Source organism: Streptomyces sp. NPDC059456 (genome assembly GCF_042750055.1).
Lineage (GTDB): Bacteria > Actinomycetota > Actinomycetes > Streptomycetales > Streptomycetaceae > Streptomyces.
The window spans coordinates 38,388-59,786 of sequence record NZ_JBHYVA010000001.1 but is presented as its reverse complement, the minus strand read 5'-3'; the positions used below and the strand labels follow the sequence as shown (position 1 = coordinate 59,786).

39 protein-coding genes are annotated in these 21,399 nt (G+C 68.8%); 33 read left to right on the top strand and 6 right to left on the bottom strand.

Features of this window, described 5'->3' with window-relative positions:
* Positions 1–54 precede the first annotated feature (54 nt).
* Genes ACFXA3_RS00425 through ACFXA3_RS00385 form a run of 9 tightly spaced genes read left to right on the top strand, consistent with a single transcriptional unit; the run spans position 55 to position 3,210 of the window.
* The gene (locus ACFXA3_RS00425; RefSeq protein ID WP_385179854.1) at positions 55–249 is read left to right on the top strand and encodes a hypothetical protein; all 195 of its coding nucleotides are present in this window, start codon (positions 55–57) and stop codon (positions 247–249) included.
* A complete protein-coding gene (locus ACFXA3_RS00420) occupies positions 246–374 on the top strand; it encodes a hypothetical protein (protein WP_385179851.1) in 129 nt (42 codons plus the stop codon). Before ACFXA3_RS00425 ends, ACFXA3_RS00420 begins: the two co-directional genes overlap by 4 nt.
* Entirely contained in the window at positions 371–556 is a 186-nt protein-coding gene (locus ACFXA3_RS00415; protein ID WP_385179848.1) for a hypothetical protein, read from the top strand. The genes ACFXA3_RS00420 and ACFXA3_RS00415 overlap by 4 nt, the downstream gene beginning before the upstream one ends.
* The gene (locus tag ACFXA3_RS00410; protein ID WP_385179845.1) at positions 553–1,080 is read left to right on the top strand and encodes a hypothetical protein; all 528 of its coding nucleotides are present in this window, start codon (positions 553–555) and stop codon (positions 1,078–1,080) included. The genes ACFXA3_RS00415 and ACFXA3_RS00410 overlap by 4 nt, the downstream gene beginning before the upstream one ends.
* The gene (locus ACFXA3_RS00405) at positions 1,077–1,457 is read left to right on the top strand and encodes an SLOG family protein (RefSeq protein WP_385179843.1); all 381 of its coding nucleotides are present in this window, start codon (positions 1,077–1,079) and stop codon (positions 1,455–1,457) included. The genes ACFXA3_RS00410 and ACFXA3_RS00405 overlap by 4 nt, the downstream gene beginning before the upstream one ends.
* On the top strand, positions 1,454–1,669 hold the full coding sequence (locus ACFXA3_RS00400; RefSeq protein ID WP_385179840.1) for a hypothetical protein: 216 nt from the start codon (positions 1,454–1,456) through the stop codon (positions 1,667–1,669). The genes ACFXA3_RS00405 and ACFXA3_RS00400 overlap by 4 nt, the downstream gene beginning before the upstream one ends.
* A complete protein-coding gene (locus ACFXA3_RS00395) occupies positions 1,669–1,962 on the top strand; it encodes a hypothetical protein (protein ID WP_385179837.1) in 294 nt (97 codons plus the stop codon). Before ACFXA3_RS00400 ends, ACFXA3_RS00395 begins: the two co-directional genes overlap by 1 nt.
* Entirely contained in the window at positions 1,955–2,521 is a 567-nt protein-coding gene (locus ACFXA3_RS00390; protein WP_385179836.1) for a DUF6221 family protein, read from the top strand. Before ACFXA3_RS00395 ends, ACFXA3_RS00390 begins: the two co-directional genes overlap by 8 nt.
* 35 nt (positions 2,522–2,556) lie before the next feature.
* The gene (locus ACFXA3_RS00385) at positions 2,557–3,210 is read left to right on the top strand and encodes a hypothetical protein (RefSeq protein WP_385179833.1); all 654 of its coding nucleotides are present in this window, start codon (positions 2,557–2,559) and stop codon (positions 3,208–3,210) included.
* A gap of 49 nt (positions 3,211–3,259) precedes the next feature.
* Here ACFXA3_RS00385 and ACFXA3_RS00380 read toward each other — a convergent pair whose 3' ends face one another.
* The 4 genes from ACFXA3_RS00380 to ACFXA3_RS00365 all read right to left on the bottom strand — a co-directional run bounded on the left by ACFXA3_RS00380 (position 3,260) and on the right by ACFXA3_RS00365 (position 5,701).
* Positions 3,260–3,706: a DUF6907 domain-containing protein gene (locus ACFXA3_RS00380; protein WP_385179830.1), complete on the bottom strand. Its 447-nt coding sequence runs from the start codon at positions 3,704–3,706 to the stop codon at positions 3,260–3,262.
* Between the two features lie 105 nt (positions 3,707–3,811).
* The gene (locus ACFXA3_RS00375; protein WP_385179828.1) at positions 3,812–4,246 is read right to left on the bottom strand and encodes a GIY-YIG nuclease family protein; all 435 of its coding nucleotides are present in this window, start codon (positions 4,244–4,246) and stop codon (positions 3,812–3,814) included.
* Between the two features lie 133 nt (positions 4,247–4,379).
* The gene (locus ACFXA3_RS00370; RefSeq protein ID WP_385179825.1) at positions 4,380–5,153 is read right to left on the bottom strand and encodes a GntR family transcriptional regulator; all 774 of its coding nucleotides are present in this window, start codon (positions 5,151–5,153) and stop codon (positions 4,380–4,382) included.
* A 2-nt stretch (positions 5,154–5,155) separates the two neighbouring features.
* Complete coding sequence (locus ACFXA3_RS00365; RefSeq protein WP_385179822.1) at positions 5,156–5,701, bottom strand: UTRA domain-containing protein; 546 nt, start codon at positions 5,699–5,701, stop codon at positions 5,156–5,158.
* 162 nt (positions 5,702–5,863) lie between these two features.
* Between ACFXA3_RS00365 and ACFXA3_RS00360 the strand changes: the two genes are divergently transcribed.
* The 17 genes from ACFXA3_RS00360 to ACFXA3_RS00280 all read left to right on the top strand — a co-directional run bounded on the left by ACFXA3_RS00360 (position 5,864) and on the right by ACFXA3_RS00280 (position 13,999).
* Positions 5,864–6,103: a helix-turn-helix domain-containing protein gene (locus ACFXA3_RS00360; RefSeq protein ID WP_385179819.1), complete on the top strand. Its 240-nt coding sequence runs from the start codon at positions 5,864–5,866 to the stop codon at positions 6,101–6,103.
* Complete coding sequence (locus ACFXA3_RS00355; RefSeq protein WP_385179816.1) at positions 6,103–6,264, top strand: hypothetical protein; 162 nt, start codon at positions 6,103–6,105, stop codon at positions 6,262–6,264. Before ACFXA3_RS00360 ends, ACFXA3_RS00355 begins: the two co-directional genes overlap by 1 nt.
* Entirely contained in the window at positions 6,261–6,500 is a 240-nt protein-coding gene (locus ACFXA3_RS00350; RefSeq protein WP_385179814.1) for a hypothetical protein, read from the top strand. The genes ACFXA3_RS00355 and ACFXA3_RS00350 overlap by 4 nt, the downstream gene beginning before the upstream one ends.
* A gap of 2 nt (positions 6,501–6,502) precedes the next feature.
* On the top strand, positions 6,503–6,664 hold the full coding sequence (locus ACFXA3_RS00345; protein ID WP_385179810.1) for a hypothetical protein: 162 nt from the start codon (positions 6,503–6,505) through the stop codon (positions 6,662–6,664).
* A 38-nt stretch (positions 6,665–6,702) separates the two neighbouring features.
* Complete coding sequence (locus tag ACFXA3_RS00340; protein ID WP_385179807.1) at positions 6,703–7,128, top strand: hypothetical protein; 426 nt, start codon at positions 6,703–6,705, stop codon at positions 7,126–7,128.
* A gap of 131 nt (positions 7,129–7,259) precedes the next feature.
* Positions 7,260–7,454, top strand: coding sequence for a hypothetical protein (locus ACFXA3_RS00335; protein ID WP_385179805.1), 195 nt, complete (start codon positions 7,260–7,262; stop codon positions 7,452–7,454).
* Between the two features lie 45 nt (positions 7,455–7,499).
* The gene (locus tag ACFXA3_RS00330; RefSeq protein WP_385179803.1) at positions 7,500–7,727 is read left to right on the top strand and encodes a hypothetical protein; all 228 of its coding nucleotides are present in this window, start codon (positions 7,500–7,502) and stop codon (positions 7,725–7,727) included.
* Positions 7,727–8,239, top strand: a complete 513-nt coding sequence (locus ACFXA3_RS00325) for a hypothetical protein (protein WP_385179800.1) — start codon at positions 7,727–7,729, stop codon at positions 8,237–8,239. Before ACFXA3_RS00330 ends, ACFXA3_RS00325 begins: the two co-directional genes overlap by 1 nt.
* Positions 8,240–8,251: 12 nt before the next feature.
* A complete protein-coding gene (locus ACFXA3_RS00320; protein ID WP_385179797.1) occupies positions 8,252–8,410 on the top strand; it encodes a hypothetical protein in 159 nt (52 codons plus the stop codon).
* A 44-nt stretch (positions 8,411–8,454) separates the two neighbouring features.
* Positions 8,455–8,583 (top strand): hypothetical protein, encoded by a 129-nt coding sequence (locus ACFXA3_RS00315; protein WP_385179794.1) that lies wholly within the window; start codon positions 8,455–8,457, stop codon positions 8,581–8,583.
* A gap of 73 nt (positions 8,584–8,656) precedes the next feature.
* Positions 8,657–8,851, top strand: a complete 195-nt coding sequence (locus ACFXA3_RS00310; RefSeq protein ID WP_385179792.1) for a hypothetical protein — start codon at positions 8,657–8,659, stop codon at positions 8,849–8,851.
* A gap of 86 nt (positions 8,852–8,937) precedes the next feature.
* Positions 8,938–9,159 carry a hypothetical protein gene (locus ACFXA3_RS00305; protein ID WP_385179789.1) on the top strand — a complete coding sequence of 74 codons (222 nt, stop codon included), beginning with the start codon at positions 8,938–8,940 and terminating at the stop codon, positions 9,157–9,159.
* On the top strand, positions 9,156–9,368 hold the full coding sequence (locus ACFXA3_RS00300; RefSeq protein WP_385179786.1) for a hypothetical protein: 213 nt from the start codon (positions 9,156–9,158) through the stop codon (positions 9,366–9,368). Before ACFXA3_RS00305 ends, ACFXA3_RS00300 begins: the two co-directional genes overlap by 4 nt.
* A 27-nt stretch (positions 9,369–9,395) precedes the next feature.
* Positions 9,396–10,874 carry a hypothetical protein gene (locus tag ACFXA3_RS00295; RefSeq protein ID WP_385179783.1) on the top strand — a complete coding sequence of 493 codons (1,479 nt, stop codon included), beginning with the start codon at positions 9,396–9,398 and terminating at the stop codon, positions 10,872–10,874.
* Positions 10,871–12,907, top strand: a complete 2,037-nt coding sequence (locus tag ACFXA3_RS00290; RefSeq protein WP_385179781.1) for a hypothetical protein — start codon at positions 10,871–10,873, stop codon at positions 12,905–12,907. Before ACFXA3_RS00295 ends, ACFXA3_RS00290 begins: the two co-directional genes overlap by 4 nt.
* A gap of 211 nt (positions 12,908–13,118) precedes the next feature.
* Positions 13,119–13,538, top strand: a complete 420-nt coding sequence (locus tag ACFXA3_RS00285) for a hypothetical protein (RefSeq protein WP_385179778.1) — start codon at positions 13,119–13,121, stop codon at positions 13,536–13,538.
* Positions 13,538–13,999 carry a hypothetical protein gene (locus ACFXA3_RS00280; protein ID WP_385179775.1) on the top strand — a complete coding sequence of 154 codons (462 nt, stop codon included), beginning with the start codon at positions 13,538–13,540 and terminating at the stop codon, positions 13,997–13,999. Before ACFXA3_RS00285 ends, ACFXA3_RS00280 begins: the two co-directional genes overlap by 1 nt.
* Here the strand turns inward: ACFXA3_RS00280 and ACFXA3_RS00275 are convergent, their stop codons facing one another.
* Complete coding sequence (locus tag ACFXA3_RS00275; protein ID WP_385179773.1) at positions 14,000–14,191, bottom strand: hypothetical protein; 192 nt, start codon at positions 14,189–14,191, stop codon at positions 14,000–14,002.
* A 132-nt stretch (positions 14,192–14,323) separates the two neighbouring features.
* Between ACFXA3_RS00275 and ACFXA3_RS00270 the strand changes: the two genes are divergently transcribed.
* Positions 14,324–14,551, top strand: coding sequence for a DNA-binding protein (locus ACFXA3_RS00270; RefSeq protein WP_385179770.1), 228 nt, complete (start codon positions 14,324–14,326; stop codon positions 14,549–14,551).
* Between the two features lie 19 nt (positions 14,552–14,570).
* Positions 14,571–17,567: a hypothetical protein gene (locus ACFXA3_RS00265; protein ID WP_385179769.1), complete on the top strand. Its 2,997-nt coding sequence runs from the start codon at positions 14,571–14,573 to the stop codon at positions 17,565–17,567.
* Between the two features lie 3 nt (positions 17,568–17,570).
* Here ACFXA3_RS00265 and ACFXA3_RS00260 read toward each other — a convergent pair whose 3' ends face one another.
* Positions 17,571–17,795, bottom strand: coding sequence for a hypothetical protein (locus ACFXA3_RS00260; RefSeq protein ID WP_385179766.1), 225 nt, complete (start codon positions 17,793–17,795; stop codon positions 17,571–17,573).
* A 623-nt stretch (positions 17,796–18,418) separates the two neighbouring features.
* Between ACFXA3_RS00260 and ACFXA3_RS00255 the strand changes: the two genes are divergently transcribed.
* The 5 genes from ACFXA3_RS00255 (at position 18,419) to ACFXA3_RS00235 (ending at position 21,398) form a co-directional block, all read left to right on the top strand.
* On the top strand, positions 18,419–18,571 hold the full coding sequence (locus ACFXA3_RS00255) for a hypothetical protein (RefSeq protein ID WP_385179764.1): 153 nt from the start codon (positions 18,419–18,421) through the stop codon (positions 18,569–18,571).
* On the top strand, positions 18,568–18,825 hold the full coding sequence (locus tag ACFXA3_RS00250; protein ID WP_385179761.1) for a hypothetical protein: 258 nt from the start codon (positions 18,568–18,570) through the stop codon (positions 18,823–18,825). The genes ACFXA3_RS00255 and ACFXA3_RS00250 overlap by 4 nt, the downstream gene beginning before the upstream one ends.
* 341 nt (positions 18,826–19,166) lie before the next feature.
* Entirely contained in the window at positions 19,167–19,658 is a 492-nt protein-coding gene (locus ACFXA3_RS00245) for a hypothetical protein (RefSeq protein ID WP_385179759.1), read from the top strand.
* Entirely contained in the window at positions 19,658–19,846 is a 189-nt protein-coding gene (locus ACFXA3_RS00240) for a hypothetical protein (protein WP_385179756.1), read from the top strand. Before ACFXA3_RS00245 ends, ACFXA3_RS00240 begins: the two co-directional genes overlap by 1 nt.
* Entirely contained in the window at positions 19,827–21,398 is a 1,572-nt protein-coding gene (locus ACFXA3_RS00235) for a hypothetical protein (protein ID WP_385179754.1), read from the top strand. Before ACFXA3_RS00240 ends, ACFXA3_RS00235 begins: the two co-directional genes overlap by 20 nt.
* The last annotated feature ends 1 nt before the right edge of the window (position 21,399 follow it).

Genomic DNA, 21,399 nt, shown 5'->3' with positions numbered 1-21,399 from the left:
GTCCTCGCCGCCCGCGCCCAGCGGGCGGCCCCAACCACCCGGAAGGCCAGCACCATGACCGACCGTCCCACCCCCCGTCCCACCGCCGACGACGCCAGCCTCATCCCGCCGTCTGAGCGTCGCGCCCAGTACCTCGGCGAGATCAGCGTGCCGATCGAAACCCGGCTCCGCACCCTCGGGCACGCGGCCGCCGCGGACGAGATCGTCGGCATCATGCTCGACCTGGCCAGGGACGAGGCCACCCGATGACCGACCAGCCCACCCCGCAGCCCGCCGACTGCCAGTGCACCCCCGCCACCGTCATCGAGGGGCCCCTCACCTGCGACCCATGCCTGACTGCCAGCGACGAGCGGACCGACGGGAGCGACCGATGACCCACCCCGAGCCCGAACTCCTGGCCTGCGCCGATCGGCAGTCCGGCTGGACGTGCACCCTCCTCGCCGGCCCCCACCCCGAGTGGAAGCACTGGGATCAAGAAACCGGGAACTGGTGGCAGCAGAGCGCTGAGCCCCCGTACAGCAACCGCATGGCCGCCAGCAACAGGAGCCAGCCGTGACCGAGCCCGTAGCCCCCATCGACTGGGCACGCCAGCAGCAGACCGAACGCGAGCAGCAGTCCGCACGGAAACTCCTCGGCCAGATGAGCGACCGCGAACTCACCGCCCTGTACAACCGCGCCGAGACGGCGGAACGACACTTCCAGCTCACCGCTAGCCACCTGGAGGAGGTACTCGTCCGGCTCCGTCAGACAAGGGCCGCCCTCGCAGCAGAGGCAGAGCTCAGCGCCCACGCCATGCGACTGCGCTCGGACATGGCCGCCGAGCGGTTCGCGTGGCAGGAGCGCGGCGACAGGGTCGAGGAGGCCAACGACCGCGTCCGCGCCGAGCTCGACCGCATCGAAGCCGCTGTCCGCGACAACCCGACCAACCCCGACTTCGACGGCGCCTACCTCGCCGCACTCCGCCACATCCGCGCCGCCCTCGACAAGACCAAGGAGACCTGCGATTGCCCGCCCACCCAAGCCGGGCTCGCGCTCTGCGCCCGCTGCCCCGGCAACAACCCGAAGGAGCCGACCCCGTGACCGACCTCTACCGGATCTTGGTTACAGGGTCTCGAGACTGGACCGACACCGACGCCATCTGTCAGGCCCTCGACCAGGCCGTCCAAGCACTCCCGCCCCACACCCGGGACGTTTGGCTCGTCGTCGGCGACTGCCCGACCGGCGCCGACCGCATCGCCTACCAGTGGGCCGTAGCCGCCGCAGTTCCGATCGACGTCCACCTTGCCGACTGGAGCAGCCACGGTAAGGCGGCCGGCCCCCGCCGCAACGCGCAGATGGTCGCCAGCGGAGCCGACCTGGCCCTCGCGTTCATCCGCAACGGCTCCCGCGGCGCCAGCCACACCGTCGCCCTCGCCCGACGAGCCGGCATCCCCGTCCAACTGTGGACCGCACCGTGACCGCCGACCTGCCGCCGTTGTGGCCGGACGGCTGGGCCACCGAACCCTGCGGCGACGGCCCGCGCGCCGTCGAAACCCGCTCCGGCCACGGCCTCGACGAACCCGATGACCAGCCCCGGATCATCCCCGGCGACCACGGCCAGCCACCCGGCCGACGGCGCGAACTCGACCCGCGCGTGATCTACAACCTGCCGACAGGAGACCTGCTCTGATGCCCGACGAACCCGCGAATCGACGGCAGGCACTCGCCCGCAGCGCCGTCGGCACCGCCATCAACAGCCTCGGCTACTGGCTTCCGCTCTACGCCCACCGCGTCGTCGCCGATGCCGTACTCGCCACAGTCGCCGAGCAGGCCGAGGCCGGGCAGGCAGCCCTCAGCCGGATCCTCGCCGACGCCAACCAGTTCGAGTTGGACGGCCGTAGTGAGGCCGCCGCCGGGCTCCGCATCGCAGCACGCCACCTGATCGCCGCCCTCGAACCGCCGAAGGGGGCCCTCGATGCCTGACCTGCACGGCTGGATCAGCCAGAAGATCGCCGCGTCCGAGGAACGAGCCAAGGCCTGCCCGCCCTGGCCGTGGACGTTCGACGCAGACGAGGAGGCAGTGCTCGCCGCCGACGGCCTCCAGGTCGCCGACGTCTTCGCGCTCAGCAACCGGCAGCTCCGCGCGGTCGGCGACTTCATCGCTGCCAACGACCCGGCCACCGTCCTCCGCCGCTGCACCGCCGACCGGAAGACCCTCGAAATCCACTGCTACAGCGGCGGCAGCTACGAGCCCTACGCCTGCAACGGCTGCGGCCACGACGACATGGGCGCGCTCGTCGACCACTGCAACGACTGCGAAACCCTCCAGGCGCTCGCCGAAGGCTATGGGATCACCGACGAGGAGCTCGCCCAGCTCGACCGTCCCGAGCCTGTCCGCCCGGTGAACCTCTACAAGAGCTACGCCGACCAGATGGACGCCTACTGCCGCCGCCTCGACCACCTCCTGCGGCCGACGAACCCCACCTCCGCCGTACCCGCCGCACTCCGCGGACCCAACTGGAAGCCCCGCCCCACCGCCTGAGACCCGCCCGCGCCACCCGCACAAGGAGCCATGCCGTGAGTGAAGCCATCGCCCGCTGCGTCAAGTGCCGCCGAGCCCTCTGGACCGACGAACTCGCCGCCGGCTGCTGGGCCTGCCGCCGCTGTGAGGAAGTTGCCGCCCGTCAGCTCCGCGAACTCCCCGACCTGTTCCACAAGGCCGACCGGACCGCGGCACTCGCCAAGGACAGCCGGACCGACGTCGGCGGCGGTCACGGTGCCGGATCGTCGGCACCCGTCAAGATCCAGGTACTCAGCCTCACCGCCAACGGCGGTGCCGTCGCCACCCTGCAAGCCATCGAAGACGCATGGCGGGCAACGCTCGCCTGGTCCATGGGCGAGACGCGGCACCGCGCCGACATCGACGGCGCCACCGGCTTCCTGATCAACAACCTGCGGTGGGCCTGCGAGAGCTACCCCGAGATAGCCCACGACCTCCACACCGTCGCCCGCCTCCACGGCCAGCTCAGCAGCATCGACACCGGCGACAAGGCGCTCCGGCGGATCATCTTCCACTGCGCCGGTGATGACTGCGACGGCCGATTCCCCGGCAACATCAACAGCCAATACGGCACCTGCCCGAACTGCGACGCCGAGTATGACCGCGACGCCCTCATGAGACTCGACTCCGACTGGGGGCCGAACACCATTCGGAACTGCCCCGCCGCATGACGAAGCCCCGCTGCCTTCGGGCGGCGGGGCTTCTGGCGTGCGCTTGGGGTTACAGGCTCGTCGCCTCCTGGCGGGCTGTGATCAGAGCAGCGTGAACCTTGTCCAGCTCGTCACAGTGCGCCCGGACCTGCGCGATCACCGCAGCGAACTGGTCCGGGTTGAGGCACTCCATCACTTCGTCCTGCCAGGGCTCCAGCACTACGTGCGGCATCCGGCGTTCTTGGCGGTCGTCATACGGATCCACGACGATCCGAGCGGACAGCACCGGCATCTCCAGGGTCCCCTCCTGCGCGTCGAACACGGGCAGCATGATCGCGTCGAAATCGCGGCCGTGACAGAGGTCGACCAGCGCACCGTCACTGTCGTTTCGGTGGTGATCCGTGCACCACGACGGGCAAGATTCGACGATCTGGCCGCCGCCCCAAATGCGACGCAGCCACGTCCGGACCTTGCCCGGCTCGGCGACGACAGGACGCTCGGGCAGTACTGTGGTCATCGAGAACTCCTTCTTGATGGTTGAGATCTCTTGATCGGCGAGGTGATGACTCGCTGGTTGAACAGGCCGGGCGGGTGATGACCGCCCGGCCGTTTACGTTTGCGGCTACCCAAAGAGGCCGGATGCCTTTTTGTGTTCTTCGCGAGCGAGCAGCGCCTGCCGCTTCGCCTCTTCGTCCGGGACTCCCGCGGCTTTCAGCTCGCGCAGGGTGCGGACTTGGATCGCCCTAGCCTGTTGTCCGACGGAGCGCGCACGGCGCTTCTCGGGGGAGATGGCTAGCGCGACCTCCCGCTGCCGCTCCCTGTACGGCTTCGTACCTTGAATGTTGTGCTTGGGCGCTTCTGTGAGGATTGCTTCGAGCTCAGCCTCAAGCGCCAGGGACTCACTGTTGAACCATTTGAGCGTGCCGTGATCGACTGTGGACCACCAGCCCTTCGTGGTGTGATCGCCGAATCGGCGCTCCGGATCGCAAGTGATGCCCACGTAGAGAAGTGCTCCGGTGGCGTTGTACAGGCGATAGAGCGCGGTGCGCTGAGGCATACGGCCCCCCCTTGTTCGATGTGACGGGTACCACGCACGAACCGTATCGCTTTTTGTGAATGGTTGGAAGTGGGGTTGTTGGAGCAAACGAGAAAGCGCCCCCTCCAAGCTGGAGGGGGCGCCGTCGTGTTGCTCAGAACTCGTACTGCAGGCCGTACAGGTGACCGGCCTTCGTCATAGTCGTGGCCTCGATCGGCCGGTTGTCGCCGCTCAGTACGACGCGGAAGGTGCGCAATACGGAGATGGGGCTAGGCAGTTGGAGCGCCGCATACTCCTCCTGAGTCGGCTCCTCTGCCGTCACGCGGTCGATCGTCCGAACCGGGGGATAGCCCAACTCGTTCAGGAGCGTGGGCGTACCGCCCTTGATCCGGCGACGCTCGGCCAGCCCGGTGCCGCGCGCGATCTCCAGCGGGTAGTAGGACTTGACCAGCTCGCACGGCTCGCCGTCCAAGCTGAGCAACTGCTGACGCAGCACTGCCTTTCCGTCTGCGCCCAGATCGAGAGCTGCGGCAACGTCGGCCGGAGGATGCACCTCGTCCACTCTGAGCAGCTGGATCGTCGGAGCCTTCCCGCGCTTCTCGGCCTCCTCCAGCCAGCGGTATGGGCGCCCCGCGTCGGCCGGCTTCGAGTAGGCCGCCGGGTGCATCACCTCGCGCCGATGCTCCAGCACCGTGACTGCCGAGCCTGCCTTGCCGGAGACCAAGCCTTCGGCCTTGAGCATCGCGACGGCCTTTTGGATGGTCGCGCTTGAGGCGTCGAAGCGCTCCTTCAGTGCCTGGGTGCTGGGTAGCTTGTCGCCGGGCGGTCGCTCGCCGGTCAGGATTTCGCGCCGGAGGTCGGTCGCGATTCGTTCGTGGAGCGCCCGCGGGTCGACGGCGTCCTTCGGGGTTCTGTTGAGTGCGGGCACGGTTAGGCCACCTTCAGCTCGTACTGGAGTCGCCGGAACCTGGCGGGGGAGATCATCAGGTCCGCTTGCAAGGGTCGGTCATTCTCGTCCAGGGAGAGCCTGGCGAGAATGAGCACGGGCTCGTCGGCGGGGGCATCGAGGGCCACCTGCTCTTCGACGGTTGGCATGCGGGCAGTGATGTCCTCCCGCACTCGGACGGTCGTGAACCCGAGCTCCACAAGGAGGGCGACAGCGCCGCCTTTGATCTTGCGGGGTTCCGCCAGAGCCGTGCCGGACGCGATGGCCAGGGGGTAATACGTGGACGCCAGCTCCACGGGAGTGTCGTTGGCGTAGATGGTTCGATGGCGCGCGATGACCGCTTCACCTGCGGCAAGACCCAGGTATCCCGCGATCGAGCTTGGGGCGGGTTCCTCACCAGCGGCTGTGAGGGTCTGACGCCCGACCGAGCCTTGCGCCGCCGCTTCAGCGGCCCATGCGTCGCCATCCATTTTCGGACGCGGCTTGATGTAGGGCGCCGAGGTGCTCACCCACTCATTGCTGCTGGTCACATGCCTCTCCGTCCGCCATTCCTGACTGTCCAACCTAGCTGCTCATCACGATAAGCGGCCAGGTTGCACTTCCAGCCGTCCCGAGAAGCTTGTTGCTTTTTAGAAAAAGCAGTACAGTTGAGAACGTTCAGCCCCCGACAAACGGATTGGAGGACGCCCGCGATGGCGCTTCCCCTGAAGCTCCCGACGCTCTCTGTCAAGGAGGCGGCCACCGCCCTTGACGTGCACCCTTCGACGATCTACCGCTGGGTCGACGAGGGAGAGCTCGCATCGATCCGATACGGCAAGCAGCCCGCCGAAGGCAGCAAGAAGCGCGGCGGAGAGATTCGCATCCCCGAGTACGTGATCGACGAGCGACTGCGACGCGGCCCGGTTCTGGAGAACTCGAAGGCGGTGGCGTGATGCAGAAGGCCACCCAGTCCACCCCGGCCCGGCGTCTGATCGCCACGGGGTTCAAGCGCGGCACCGGCCCGCTCGTCATCGAGCAGCCGCAGATGTCGCAGGCCGACGTGGACTGCCACGCCAAGGCCTCCTACGTCCGCCGCCCGGCGATGACGTCATGAGCGCCCCCGCCCTCGCGATCACCGAGGAACACCGCGCCGAAGGCCTCGCCAGCCGCGTCGTCGAAATCCTCGCCGAGCCGGCATGCCAGTCCTACCGCAGCCTCCCCGCCTACCAGCTGTCCGCACGCCTCGCCTTCGAGGCGGCCGCCGCCAGCACCAGCCAGCCCGGCGAATGCCCGTGCGACTGGTGCGGGCAGGGCGACAGCGACCCCATCGACCCGCAGGGCGGCGAGTAGCAATGCAGCACGCCAGCCCCGAGGCCTACCGGGCTGAGGCCCGCGCCTACCGCGAGATCGCTGCCCGCCACGAGCAGGCCGGGCGTGCACACGTCGCCCGCCAGTTCCGCGAGCGGGCCGACCACTGCGACGAACGCGCCGACCAGCTAGACGCCAACCGCTAGACCACCCCTCCCGGCACGACCAACCGAGGAGCACCGTCATGCCCGAAACCCAGCCCGCGACGATCGCCGAGGCGATCCGTGACCGCCGCTCGTACATCGCCTATCAGCGCGACCGCGGCAGGTACTTCATCTCCGCCGACGAGGTCGACCAGCCGGTGGGCGAGTTCCTCGCCCTCAGCGGGGCCGTAGTCGCCGTAGCCATCCGCTCCAAGTTCAGCGGACGGCAGGCCGTCACCGGCGGCGAGGAGCACGTCGTCGAGTTCTCAGTCATCGCCAAGTGCGCCGGCTTCGGATGTATCGACCCCAAGCACACGGTGACATCCGCGGAGAAGCACCCCCTCACGACGGACGCGGACGAGACCGGAAAGGCCCCGTTCCTGCTGACCGGTGACGCCCTGAAGTGGGCGCAGTCCCACGCCGAGACCTGCCGGGCCATGCCCAAGCCGGGAGGTGGCAGCGAGTGAACCTGCCGGCCGACCTGGAGCCGGACAACGACGACCGCTCCTTCATCTGGGTCTTCGGCGACCTCGGCGACCTCGACGACCCGCAGCCCGACACCGACCAGCCCGCCTGACCACCGGAAGGACCACCCGTCATGTCCAACGGCCTCATCGCCCAGTTCCACACCCGCCGCGGTAGCTCCGTGGAAGTCCGCCCGAACCCGGCCAGCGCCCGGAACATCGTTGCTGGCTGCCGCGGCTGCCTGATGGCGAACGGGTCGACGTCCACGAACGCGGCCGATCTGATGCGCGGCTGGGCCCAGGTCCACGCCGCGAACTGCGACTCCTGACCCGCCCGCCCATCACCCCGCCTGACCACCGGAAGGACCACCGTCATGAACGCCACCATTACCAGCCTCGCGGCCCGCCGCCGTACCCAGACCATCGAGGACGCGATCACCTCCCTGCACGCGTCGGTCATCGCCGACTACCTGACCGCCCGCCTCGCGGGATCCCCGATCCGAACGGCGGAGATCCTGGCTGAGGCCGCGCACATCGACGCCGAGTACCCCGGGTTCCCGTCCCTCGTCGCCCAGCTCGACGCCCTCCAGTCGGCCGCCTAATGGACGTCTCCGGCTACCAGTTACACCGCCGCTACGCGCCCCTTCTGCGCCGTGTGCAGGAGATCGCCGACCAGGCAGGCCGGCTGGTTGAGCAGCGGATGCGGGAACGAATGGTGCCCACGCGCATCGTCGTCGCCGCGGAGAAGCACTGTCCCGAGGTGGTGATCGGAGTACAGCAGCAGGTCGTGGGAGTCGACACCCTGCCCCTGCGTGCTGAGCGAGTCGACTACCTCGGGATCACGACCCTCGCTCGCGGCGGTGCGGTCATCGTCCTCAACGCAAACCCTCTGGCCAGCGACACCCGCATGACTGACGAGACCGTCGTGCACGAGCTGGTCCACGCCGTCCAGTTCGGCCGGCCGGGGTCGCGGGAGCTGGCGATGAAGGGCCTCCGCAACAACTACGGCGTTGAGAAGCTGACCCTCACTCGCGCCTGGAAGACGAACCGTGGCATCGGCCGGGACGAACGCGAGGCGCAGAGCCTCGAGTACCTCGCCCGCGAGATCCGCTGAACGGAGCCCGAGATGAACGAGGAGTACACCAAGGCCACCGTCGCCAGCCTGATCTTCGTGGCCGGCCTGCTGCTACTCGACCTGGTCGCCCCCGGTGTCGCCGCCTTCGGGCTGGCCGCCCTCCTGGCCACCGTCGTCATCCCGGCCGTGATCGCACCCGAAGAAGCCTGACCGGTTGCCCGATCCGCCCCGCGTCAACGACTGAAGGAGAAGTGATGGACAACCTGGAGCGAGCCGAACGCCTGCGTGAGCAGGCCGAGAAGGCCAAATGGTACGGCGACTGGGACCGAGGAGAGGCTCTCGAAGCCCGCGCCGAAGCAATCGAAGACGCCGACTGGGACTGACGGCTGCCTGATCCGCCCGGCCGCCGGGCGGTGACGGGGAGCCGGGACAGCCCCGGCCCAGGGAGGGAAGACCATGCCGTTCGTAGTGAAGAAGTTCGGTCAGGGACGCGTTCAGGTGGTGCACCGCGGCCGGAAGTTTGGCGTCGAATGCCGCCGCTGTGGCGCTAGCCGCGACTACCGCTCCAACCCCATTGCCGAGCAGATCGCCCTCATACACTCCCAGCGCCGCGATGCCAGCGATCGCTGCCTGCCGCTGGCCGCCGGCTGACCGTAGCCCGCTCCGCCCGTCTCGAACGGGCGGACTGGAGATCTGTCAGCGCCACCCCACCATCCCGCGACACGAGGAGCTTCGCCATGCCCTTCTTCAGCCGCAAGCCCCCGACCCCGCCCGCCGAGCCCCGCATCCCGAGCGACGAGGAGATCGCCGCCGCCGGACGCGCCCTGCAGGTCCGTGGCGACAGCAAGCCGGCTGACCGGCTGTGCGCCGAAGCCGGACCCCACTCCCGAGAGGTCGCCATGCAGATCCTCGCCGCGTGTGTGGACTACGGCGGCTACGGCGACGGGGAGGACTGGTGACCGCCGCGCTGATCGCCCAGCGCCGCTCGATCTTTGTTCTGGCGTTCCTCGGCCTGTTCGCCTGGGTGTTCGGCATCGACCCTCCCGTCTGGGAGCGGCTCCTCATCGTCGCCCTCGCTGCCCTCGCGGTTGCCGCTACCGCCACCCTCGACGGCCACAGGATCCGCCCCGCCAAGACCGGCCACCCGCCCTACGACACCGCCGCATAACCCCCACACCACGAAAGGATTACGACCGTGAGCGCCGACTACCGCTCCTGGGAGGACCGCGAGGCGGACCGCCGCCGGCGGGAAGCCCTGGACGCGCCGAAGATCGCCGCCGCGCTGGCCAAGGCGGAGGAGATCGAGCGGGCCGCGCGCCGAGCCCGCGAAGCCGAGGAGGCCGAAACCGCGGAGCAGAACGCGGCCAGGGCCAAGGCCAGCGCGGACGCACTCGCCGCCGAACAGGCCGAACGTCACCGTAAGGTTGAAGCGAAGAAGCTCGACCGGCATGCGGCCGAGGGTGTCAAGCGGTTCGCCGCCCTCTGCTTCCTCGTCGCGCTCCCGCTCCAGCTTCGCGCCTTCTGGGACCCCGACCGGCCGTGGAACGCCGCCGTCCCGATCATGCTGGAAGTGGCGGCCTGGGCTGCTATGCGCCTGGCTCACGCCGCGATCGTGAACAGGCGGGTGGCATGGCCCTACCTCGGCCTGACCTTCTTCTTCGCCTCGGTCGCGGCCAGCATCAACATCGCCGACGGCTTCCTGCACCCCGACATCGGCGCCATCTTCGGTCTCGCCGGCGGCTTCGCCTCACTGGCCGGCCCCGGACTCTGGGCAGTTCACCAGTTCGGCGCCCGGGCCAAGGAAGCCAAAGCGACACGCGCCGAACGCAAGCTCGCCGAGCAGCAGGCCAAGCAGGCCGAGGCCGAGCTGGAAGCAGCACGGGTTCAGGCTGAGGCCCTCGTGGAGGCCAAGCGCATCGAGGCCGAGGGCCGGCAGAAGATCGAGGCCGACAAGCGGGCCGCGCACGAGGCGAAGGTAGCCACAGACAAGGCTGCCGCCGAGGCAGAACTCGCGGCCCAGGACGAGCGGCGCAAGGCTCTATTCACGGGAGAGTGGGAGCAGTTCGAGCGGATCCTGGCCGCCAACCCTCTCGGCGCGATCAACCGTGATCGCGCCTGGGACGAAGCACGCCGCGCCGTCGCCCACCCGGCCGTCTGGGCCCGGTACGAAGTCCTCGCCTTGAACGCCCCCGCCAACACCAAGAGCTCCGACCTGTGGGCCGAAGCCTGGGTCATCGAGCACGGCCTCCCGCAGGGCCGAACCATCGAGTTCCTCGCGGCGAAACTTGCCTCCCGCGAGTACGTCGACCAGACCCTCGCCGAGCACCTCGGAGCGGCTCAGCACCTCGCCGTCGAGGAGCTCCTCGCGGACATCTTCGGCCCCGGCGGCGAGGGTGGGGCCAGCCCCGCGAAGGGGCGCCCCAAGAAGCCTTCTGGCGGCCCCGTGCAGGACCTCGGAGACCTTGGGGGGATTGGGAAGGGGTCGGATTCGACCCCAGCTCGCAAGGATGTCGCAGAGCCCCTGTCGGACGACGACGTAGAGGCCGCGCGAAAGCTGCGCGACGCCGACCCCAACGGCTTCTCTACCCCCGCCGTTGCGCGCCTCCTCGGGCGCTCCAAGGTCTACGCCCAGCGCGTCCGAGACGCCGTCAACAACACGGAGGGAGACCAGTGAGCGCCGCCGCCCCGCACCCGCACCTGACCGTCGTACCCGACCAGCCGGCCACCCCCCTCGAAGGGGTCGTCATCGAGAAGACCAAGGCCATCGAGAAGGCCGCCCTGCCGTCCCTGCTGGGGGCCGCCGTGAACCATGCGAAGGGCAACCGCCTGTACCTCCCGATGGTCGGCCGCGGCTACCGCAATCTCGGCCGGCACTGGGTCGACCGGTACTCCGACGACTACCCCCACACAATCAAAGCCGTGCGCCGGGCCCTCCGCGAGGCACCCGTCGACAAGAAGGGCGAGCTCAAGAAGATCAAGAAGGATCTCCGCGCCGAATACCGCAAGCACCGGCTCACCCACCTCGGCATCACCGGGGCCTGGACGCTCGCCGGCGGAACCGGCCTTGCCGTCGGCACCTTCACCGGCGGGCTGATGTTCGACCTCGCCGCAGCCCTCGGCATCTACCTGACCGGCCTCCGTCACGCCATCAGCGACGAGGAGACACCTCCGGCCATCGAGGCGGGGCACACCCCGGCGGCAGTGAGTAGCGGCAACGCAGCCGACCGCGCCGAGGTCCGAGGCGAACAGGATCTGATCTCCGCGCTCGTCAAGGCCGACATCATCACCGCCGCGGAGCAGGCCGAGACGCGCATCATCGGCGGCATCCGCCGGGACGGCCCCGGATGGAGCGCCCGCATCGAGCTCCCTGAAGGCATGCCCGCGGTGAAGGCCACGACCAAACTGGCGAACCTGGCCGGCGCCCTCCGCAAGAAGGCCTCCCAGATCGAGTTCAAGCCCGACACGGCCGAAGACGGACACGAAGGCATGGTCACGCTCTGGGTCGGCGACAACCCCAACCCGTTCAACAGTCCGAAGGTGCCCAGTGAACTGATTACCGCGCCGCGCTGGCACTTCTGGCGCGACGGCATCCCGCTCGGCGGGGATGCCCGGCAGGCCCGGCAGAACCTCCACCTCGTCTGGTCATCCATCCTGGTCGGCGGGCTGCAGGACTACGGCAAGTCCTACCTCGCCCGCCTCATTGCAGCCGCAGGAGCCCTGGACCCCACCGTCCGGATCATCGTCATCACCGGCAAGAAGGGACCGGACTGGGCGCCGCTGAAGAAGATCGCTCACCGGTTCATCGCCGGCTCCGACCCTGAAACCATCCGCGAAGTCTTCAGCACGATGACCACGGTCATCGACGACATGCAGGCCCGCGGCGACGAGCTCGACCGGCTCTTCGAAGAGGAGCCCCACCGCGTACCCGAAGGCAAGGTCACTCCGGAACTCGCCGAAAACGGAATGGGCCCGGTGCTCCTCATCGTCGAGGAGCTGCAGGAACTCCTCGGCGGTGCCGCCCTCACCAAGATGCCCGTGCCCGACGACGACTCCGACAGGCCACGCCTCGTTTCCGCCAAGCCCCTGCTCGTCGACCTCTTCGCCCGCTTTAATCGCGTCTCTCGCTTCGTCCTCGGCATGGGCGTGTACATCACCCAGCGCCCCGACTCCACTGGCGTTCCCACTGAACTCCGCGACGTCTGCGTCAAGCGCGCCTGCTTCCGCACCAAGACGCGCGAGAGCTCCGAGATGGTCCTCGGAGAGATGGCCGTAGCTGCCGGCGCCTCGCCGCACGCCCTCCTTGAAAGCTCGAAGGGCGTCGTCGTCATCGAAGAGGGAGCCGAGGACGGCTACCGCACCCTCCGCGGCGACGTCATCGACCTGCCCGACTTCGTGCAGATCTGCGAGCGAGGGCGCCAGCTCCGGATCGACGACGGCGCGCTCTCCGGTGACGCACTCCAGCGTCATCGGCACGAGGCTGGCGCCGGCACACGGAAGGCATTCGTCGCCAACTGCCTCCGGGCCATGGACGAGCGACAGGTCGATCGGATCAGGACCGAAACCCTGGCCGACGCCCTTCACCTGACCGTGAGCCAGCTCAAGGCCCAGATGAGCTCCGCTGGCGTACCAGAGCCGAGCGGGATCGGCCCGACTGACGGCCTGCAGAACCCCCGCGGCTACAAGCGGGAGACCCTCGCCAGCGCCTGATATGCGCAGATCGCACCCCTGATCGGGCTCTGCTCGCCCTGCTCCACCGCAGGTCAGAGCCCGATCGGCCCCCGCTCGCCTATTGCTCGCGACGACCGCCGAGCAACCCCCGATCAGCCTCCGAGCAGGCCCTGACCTGCAACGGAGCAGCGGCACCACACGCCGATCGGCAGGACAAACCATCACAAACCATCCACCGAAAGGAACCGTCATGGGCAGGACCTGGAACGGCAACAAGCCCCGCGACATCCGCGACTTCGAACGCTGGCTCCGCAAGGGCGCCACCGTCTACGTGATCAACCGGCTCGAACACGCCGGCGACGCCCGCCTCTGGAACCACCCCGAAACCTGGAGCTCATACACCGTCACCGGCAAGCACCCCCTTCTCGGCGACTGGCAGATCAACAGCAGCTCCGCCGAGTACTTCCTCAAGTGGCACGGCACCGTGTACGACACCCAGCCGCGCGGCATTCCCCACCACTCCAGCTCGGGCCCGCGCGTTGCCGGCCCGCTCCCCGAAGAGGTCTTCGAAATGACGATGAAGGAGATCCAGTACGCAGCCGACGAGGCAGAAGACCGCGCCAACGCCGACCTCAAGGCCGGACGCCGCAAGCGGACCTCGTGGTTCTAATGGCAGCCATCACCGCGCACCGGGTGAGGACGGCCCCCGCCCTCACCCTCGACGAGCGCCTCGCCTTCCGCGGCCTGGCCATGGACGAGCGCCTCGCCGGCGCCCACGGGGACATGGCGATCCGGACCGCCCACGTCGACACCGAAGCTGGCGAGATCCTCGCCGTCCCCATGCCCGCCGCGCCAGCCGTCCGGCCGAACACCGTCGAGGAAGTCTTCGCCGGGGCGGCCCGGCTGATCACCGTCCACGGATGGATCACCGGATACGTCGGACACGCCGCCGTCGGCTACTGCCTCATCGGCGCCATCCGCGCCGCAGCCGGCGGAGAAGGGCCACTCGCCGACCAGGCCTGCGAGACGATCTGGGACCGCATCCGCCAGGAAGCACCCGACGCGCTCTCGCCAGGCGCATGGAACGACAGCCAGTCCGGACCGGCACCCGTGATCCGCATCCTCGGCTGACTACCGCTCCACCGACAGGCCCTCGCCGACCGCGGGGGCCTGCGTCATGGGCACCGCGCGGGCCAGCCAGCCATCCCCGTACCGGTCCGTCGGCAGCATCGTCACCACCGCACCCCGCTCACGGCACAACCAATCCAGCTCAGCCAGGCACTCGGACTCCGTGGGGCACCGCACCATGAACGAGACCTTCATGGGCGCAGTGTCCCACCGGAGAGCAGGACTTGACACGAGTAAGCCACCGAAGTCATGATCTGCTGAAGTAGCACTCGTGCGCGCTCAGGCCGTCCTTTTGGGGGACGGCCTTCGTCGTTCCAGGGGGTGACCATGGACCGCCCCTGGCTCGCCACCGCAGCCGACGCCGCCTACTACACCGGCCGCCCCATCGGAACAATCTGGCGCTGGGCATCCGAAGGCCGCATCACCGTCCACGGCCAAGGCAAGGCAGCCCGCTACGACCTACGCGGCCTGCCCCGCAAGACGGTCGACGACTGGACCGGCGAAGTCACCCTCGGCGACCCGCCGCCACTGCCCGCCGGAGCAAGAGCCGCCTGACCGACGAGGAGGTGCCGTCGTGTCGTTCCCTCCGGGCACCCCCACTGTCACGCTGGTCGGCACGATCCCGTCGGCAGTCGCCGGCACCCCATTCCAGGGGCGAGTCGTGCTCAGCCCGTCCGCCTACCTGGTCGACTCCACCCGGAACGCGGTCTACCCGGGCGGCGGATCGGTCATGATCGCCAACGGCACGATCTCCGTGCAGATCCTGCCGTGCGACGCGGCCGGCATCCAGCCGACCGGCTGGCGCTGGCGCGTCGACATCCAGCCCAGCAACGGGGGCCGGCGGGTCACCTACTGGGCGAACATCACCGGCACCGGCACCGTCGACATCGCCGACATTACCCCTGTTCCCGCCCCCAACGGCGGGCCCTCGGGCGGCAGCGGCGGCGCAGTCTCCTCCGTCAACGGCAAGGTAGGCGCCGTCGTCCTGGACGCCAGTGACGTCCATGCGGACCCAGAAGGGACCGCCGCCGCAGCCGTCGTGGCCCACGCGTCGGCCACGGACCCCCACGGTGACCGGGCAGTCGCTGCGAGCGCCCTCGCGGCACACGAGGCCGATACAACGTCCGTTCACGGGATCAGCAACACCGCGACCCTGGAGACCCAGAGCGGGGCGCAGGCGAAGGCCGACGCAGCCCAAACTGCTGCGATCGCGTCTGCCGCCTTGGACGCTACGGCGAAGGTCGCCGCACACGAGGCGGACACCACCGCCGTGCATGGGATCGCTGACACTGCGCTGCTGGAGACCGCGGCCGGCGCCACAGCCAAGGTTGCCACCCACGCCGGTGCGGCCGACCCGCACGGAGACCGAGCCGACGCCGCATCCAAGTACCAGGCGAAGTCCGCCTGGATCTTCGATGTCACCACCTACGGCGCCCTCGGTAACGGCAAGGTCGCCTCCGACGCGGCCATGACGTCAGGCAGCGCCGTCCTCACCTGCTCGACCAGTGCCCCGTTCACCGCCGGCGACGTCGGCAAAAACGTCATGGTCCTCGGGGCTGGCACCTCTGGCGAGACGCTCGTCGGTACGATCTCGGCGTACACCGACAGCAGCCACGTCACGCTGTCCGCAACCGCGGGCAGCACTATCTCCGGCGTGCCTGCCATGTGGGCCTCGGACGACACCGTCGCCATCCAGGCCGCCATCGACGCCGCGGTCGCCTACGCAGGCACCCACTCCGGCGCGGCCACCGTCCTCATCCCCCCGGCCACGAACGCGTTCTACGGCGTAGCGGGAGCGCTGAGGACTGGCGGCTCAACCCTCGGCAATGCGCAGCTGACCCTGCCGGTCGTGGCGGCCACCGCCCGCAAACTGACCCTGACCATCCGGGGCGCCCACACGGGCGCCGGGGTCCAGCACTGGCAGCAGACCGTCCCGAACACGACCGGGTCGACCCTGGTCTCCTTCGGGCTGTTCGCCAACGCCACCGCCCAGGCGAACTCGATCAATGCAGGCGGTAACCCGTCCGTGCTCGGCGGCCCCTCCCAGCCGGGCGGCTACGGAGTCGCCCCGGGCAACTTCTCCAACCTGTACGTGGACATCGGCGACCTGTCGATCCTGACCTGCCACAGCAAATTCGGGCTCACCTACACAGCCATCGACCTGTCCGGCGTCGCCAACGCCCAGCTACGGGACGGCCAGACCAGCACCACCGGCGTCGTCGCCCCGCCCGCAGGCAGCTACGTCTCCCCGAACGTCTTCGCAACCGGCCTGTCCATCGGGATCCTGCTGCCAGCCAACGGCAACAACGACTGCACGATCCTAAGGAACTGGACCATCGGCGGCGGCTACACCTACGGCCTCCTCGCCACCGAGCACACCGACATCTACGGCCTGCGCATCCTGTACTGCTGGGCCGCACTCTGCCCCGTCGGAACGTACTACAGCTCCGTCGGCGCCGCCCACTCGATCAACGGGTCGCTGATCAGCATCGAGCAGTGCACCTACCTCGTCTACGTGTTCGGGCCCGGGACGGGCGGCCTCGGGCCGACCGTGTACCTGAAGATCGACACCGAGACCAGCACGCCCCGCTTCGGCGACCGCACCAGCGGCACCGGCCTCGCCGCAGCCCGCGGCGAAGTCGTCCTCGCCGGCCTGTTCACCGCGGCCGGCCTGACGCTCGACAACCCGACCGGGCTGAAGATCCGCAACAGCCAGCTGACCTACCCGATCACCACGAAGACCAGCAACTACACGGCGACCAGCTTCGACGAGCACATCCTCGCCGACGCCACCAGCGGAGCCATCACCATCACCCTGCCCACCGCGGTAGGCCGCACCGACCCCATCACCGTCAAGAAGATCGACAGCAGTGTCAACGCTGTCACCATCGACGGCGCAGGCAGCGAGACCATCGACGGACAGCTCACCCGGCGCCTCGACAACCAATGGGACTACGCCACGCTCGTACCGTCCGGCAGTGGCTGGTACATCAAGGCAGCACCCACGGCGACCTCGTGGGCGGAACGCCCCTCCGAGCAAGGCCTGCTCACCTGGACCTACGACCCGAACATGGCCGGCCACGTCACCGCGCAGAGCAACGCGGGCGTGGCGGGCCGGATCACCCTCGTCAAGATCCCCATCCGGGAGCCGATCACCTGGAGTTCTATCTGGTTCGGCCTGTCTGGTGTCGACGCGGGCGCCTCGCTGGCGAACTGCTACCTCGGCGTGTACGACGCGGCCGGCAACCTGAAGGGCACGACAGCAGATATCTCCTCGTCGCTGATGTCGGGGGCGACGGCCAAAGCGGTGTCGTTGGTGACCCCGTTCACCGCAGCGCCGGGAACCTACTTCATCGCGATGCTGCTCAACGGGACCTGGACCACCAACAGCCTGACGTTCAAAGCAAGCGGCGCAGGCGTCTCGGTCAATGCCGGCCTGACCGCGCCGAACCTGCGGTACAGCAACCTACTGACCAGTCAGACGTCATTGCCCTCGTCGCTGACGCTGTCGAGCCAGTCCACGTCGATCATCAACACCGGGTGGGCGAGCCAGTGGTACGGCGTCAGCTGACCGCTAACCCTCGTCCCGCTTACGCCAAGGCCTGTCGCCGGGACGCAGCAGCGTCTCCGGCGGCTTGCCGCTCGCCCGGCGCTGACCCGCCGTCGAAGCGCCCACGAACACGATCATCAGCAGGCCAACGACAGCTACCGGCCACGGCAGGAACAGCCCGCCGATCAACAGCAGCAGGCCCACGGCCAGCAGTCCTCTTGCCCAGTCAGGTCCGTCGTGCTCAGCCATCACGGCTCCCTCCATCGAGATCGCACACGGTACGCCGATGGAGGTGGACGTGATGGCCAGACGGACAGGATGGCGGGTGTGCTCGACCCCCGGTTGCCCGGAGTACACCGACGAGGGCGGCCGCTGCCCGGATCACAGGCGGCAGGCCGAGGCCAAGCGCGGCAGCGCACGGCAGCGCGGCTACGGACGCCAGCACGAGCGGACGTTCAGACCCGGCGTGCTGGCACGCGACCGGGTCTGCGTCATCTGCCGGCAGGCGCCCGCGGTCCACGCTGACCACCACCCGCTCAGCCGGCGCGAGCTCGTCGAGCAAGGTCTCGACCCCAACGATCCGAGACACGGGCGTGGGCTGTGCGGTTCGTGCCACAGTAGCGAGACCGCACAGCATCAGCCTGGAGGGTGGAACGGATGACGGCGCTCAAGTTGAAGCTGGTGCCCGGCGAGCGCGCGCCCAGCAGCCAGGCGGTCAGGCGGATCGCGGCGCTCTCGACGGGCCCGCTTGTCGGCTGTGGAGCAGCTGCCTCAGCATGCGTGTGGGCCAGCATCTGGGAGCGTCCGATGAAAGCTGAGGCAGAGGAGGCCGCGACTATCGCCCGCCGCGGAGGCCAGCCCGAGGAGCCAGCGTGACGGCCGACGAAGCCATTGGCCACGCGGCCAGGCTGCTGGCCCAGGCCGAGCTGGAGCTGACCAACCTGCCGCTCATCGAACGCCTTGATCAGCTGGCCTGCTCGTGGCTGGCTGTGGCCAACCTGCTGAACGAGAGGGAGCGGGTGTGAGCCGGCACCAGGTCGAGATCCACCAGGACAGCCCGGACAGGTACCGGGTGCTGGTCGACGGGGTGGACATCGCCCAAGGTCTGGCCGGCCTGAGCCTGCGCATGAGCGTTGGCATGATCCCTCGGTTGGACCTTGACCTGCAGCTGATCGACGTGACTCAGCTCGGCTCGATCGAAGCCGAGGTGATGTTGACCCGGGCCACACATGAGGCGCTGGTCGCCCTCGGCTGGACGCCACCCGAGGAGCCGGCTTGACGGTTGGCTGGGTCGTCGGCCACGGGCCAGGCTGCCGGCCGGGCCGAGCCATAGCCGGGTGTGATCACGGTCAGCCTTGACGATCATCGCCCTCGTGATCACCAAGGTAGATCAGCTTGATCATCTCAATGATGATCACGTCACTCAATGTGACGATCTTGAATAAATTACCCGGGGGTAGACCCTCTTGATCATTTCGATCAGGACCGCCGGGGAGGTGGCTCGGGGTTTCTACGGGTCTGGCACCCCTGGCGATCTTGAAATGGACCACGCTGAGTGACCCTGGGCCGGCCGCAACGGCTAGCCCTGACGTGCCGCAACGGCACCAGGAGAGTGATCACATGGCAGGGATGGGACCCCCTCCCAAGCCGGCCGGGCAGCGGCGGCGGAGCAACGCCACCATCGCGATGACCCAGCTGCCGGCCGAAGGCAGGACTAGTCCGGCGCCCAGATACCCGCTGCCGCCGGTTGTCGTGAGCGACGATGACGGCGGATCGGAGATGGCCCGGGAGCGCGAGGCCGAACTGTGGGAATCCCTCTGGGAAACCCCCCAGGCGGTCATGTGGGAGCGGACGCACGCCGTGCTGACCGTGGCCCGCTTCGTCCGCTTCTCGGTGCTGGCCGAGACGGGCAACGTAAAGGCAGCCACGGAGGCCCGCCAGCTGGAAGACCGGCTCGGGCTGAACCCGCAGGCCATGCTGCGGCTGCGCTGGGAGGTTGCTGCCGACGAGGTGGCCGGCCAGCGGCAGGAACGGACGTCCAGGGCGGTCACGGCGAAGACGGCGAAGCAGCGACTTCGTGTCGTCGACAGCGAAGTGGCCGGGGGTAGCTGATGGCCCAGTTGGTGAAGCTGGAGGCCAGCGACATCCTGGCCTTGGCGAACGTGGGTGCCGACGTCTGGGACAGCCTCCCGGAATCCGCAGAGCGGTTGAAGGAACTGCTAGGAGTCGACCGCATCCTCATATTCGAGGGCCCGGTCGACCTAAGTAAGGTGCCTTCGGATGCCGTGGCGGGGTCCTGACCATCCCGGCGAGTTCCCTTCGCTCGGCTGGGCGGTCGGTGAGTGGATTGAGGCGCACTGCGTCATCCCGGACGGGGACCAGATCGGCGACCCGTACCTGCTGACAGACGAGATGTGGCGGTTCCTGGCCTGGCACTACCGGCTGCGGGAGGACGCCACAGAGGAGGGCTGGCGGTCGGCCTGGTCGTACCGCCGCTCTCAGCTGGTCCGCCCGCAGAAGTGGGGCAAGGGGCCGCTGACGTGCGCGATGGTCTGCGCCGAGGCTGCCGGCCCGGTCCGGTTCGCCGGCTGGGACGCCTCGGGGGAGCCAATCGGCAGGGCTTGGGAGACGCCGTGGATCCAGATCGCGGCGACGTCCGAGGATCAGACCGACAACGTGTACCGCGCGCTAGTCCCGATGATCGATGAGGGCCCGCTTGCCAATCTGATCCCGGATACCGGCGAGACCCGGATCAACGTCCCGGGTGGCGGTCGCATCGAGCCGGTCACCAGCTCGGGCCGGGCCCGCCTGGGTCAGCGCATTACGTTCGCGGTCCAGGATGAGACTCACTCGTGGCTGGAGGCGAACGGCGGCTGGAAGCTCGCGGAGACGCAGCGCCGGAATCTTTCGGGTACGGGTGGCCGCGCGGTGGAGACCACGAACGCCTGGGACCCGTCGGAGCAGTCGGTGGCCCAGCGGACCGCGGAGGCGTCCGTCAGGGACGTGTACCGCGATCACCGGGTGCCGGCGCCGGCGTCGCTCGCCAACAAGCGGGAGCGCCACAAGGCCCTGCGGGTCGCCTACGGCGACTCGTCGGTGCTGATGGGTGGCTGGGTTGACCTGGACCGGATCGACGGCGAGCTCGTCGAGATCGCCGAGAAGGACCCGGCGCAGGCCGAGCGGTTCTACCTGAATCGGATCGTGGCTGGCACCGGGGCCTACCTCGATGGCGACCGCTGGGACCTGCTCCGCGAGGAGCGGGAGGTGCCTGCGGGCACGGCGGTCACGCTCGGGTTCGACGGCTCGGACATCGACGACTGGACCGGCATCCGCCTGGAGACGTTGGACGGCTATCAGTTCACGCCGCTGTACGGTCCGGACCGGCTGCCTACGGTTTGGAATCCGAAGGACTGGGGCGGTCAGGTGCCGCGCCTGGATGTCATGGCTGCGTTCGATGAGGTCTTCTCGACGTACAGCGTGGTTCGCGCCTACCTGGACCCGCCCTACTGGGAATCGGAGGTCGACACGCTCGCCGAGAAGCACGGCGAGAAGGTCGTCACCCGCTGGTACACGAACCGGATCGCCCAGATGCACGGCGCGGCCGAACGGCTGGCAACGGACGTGTCGAAGAAGGACTCGTCGCTGCGGCATGACGGCTGCCAGTGGGCGGGGCAGCACCTGCGGAACATGCGCAAGGGCGCCCGGCCGGCCGGACGGTACGTCCTGAAGAAGGCCTCCGAGTCTCAGAAGATCGACCTCGGCATGTGCTCGATCCTCGCCCACGAAGCAGCTGGCGACGCCATTGCCGCGGGTCAGGCCAAGACTAAGAGGCGCCGCGCTCGCGGCTTCTGAT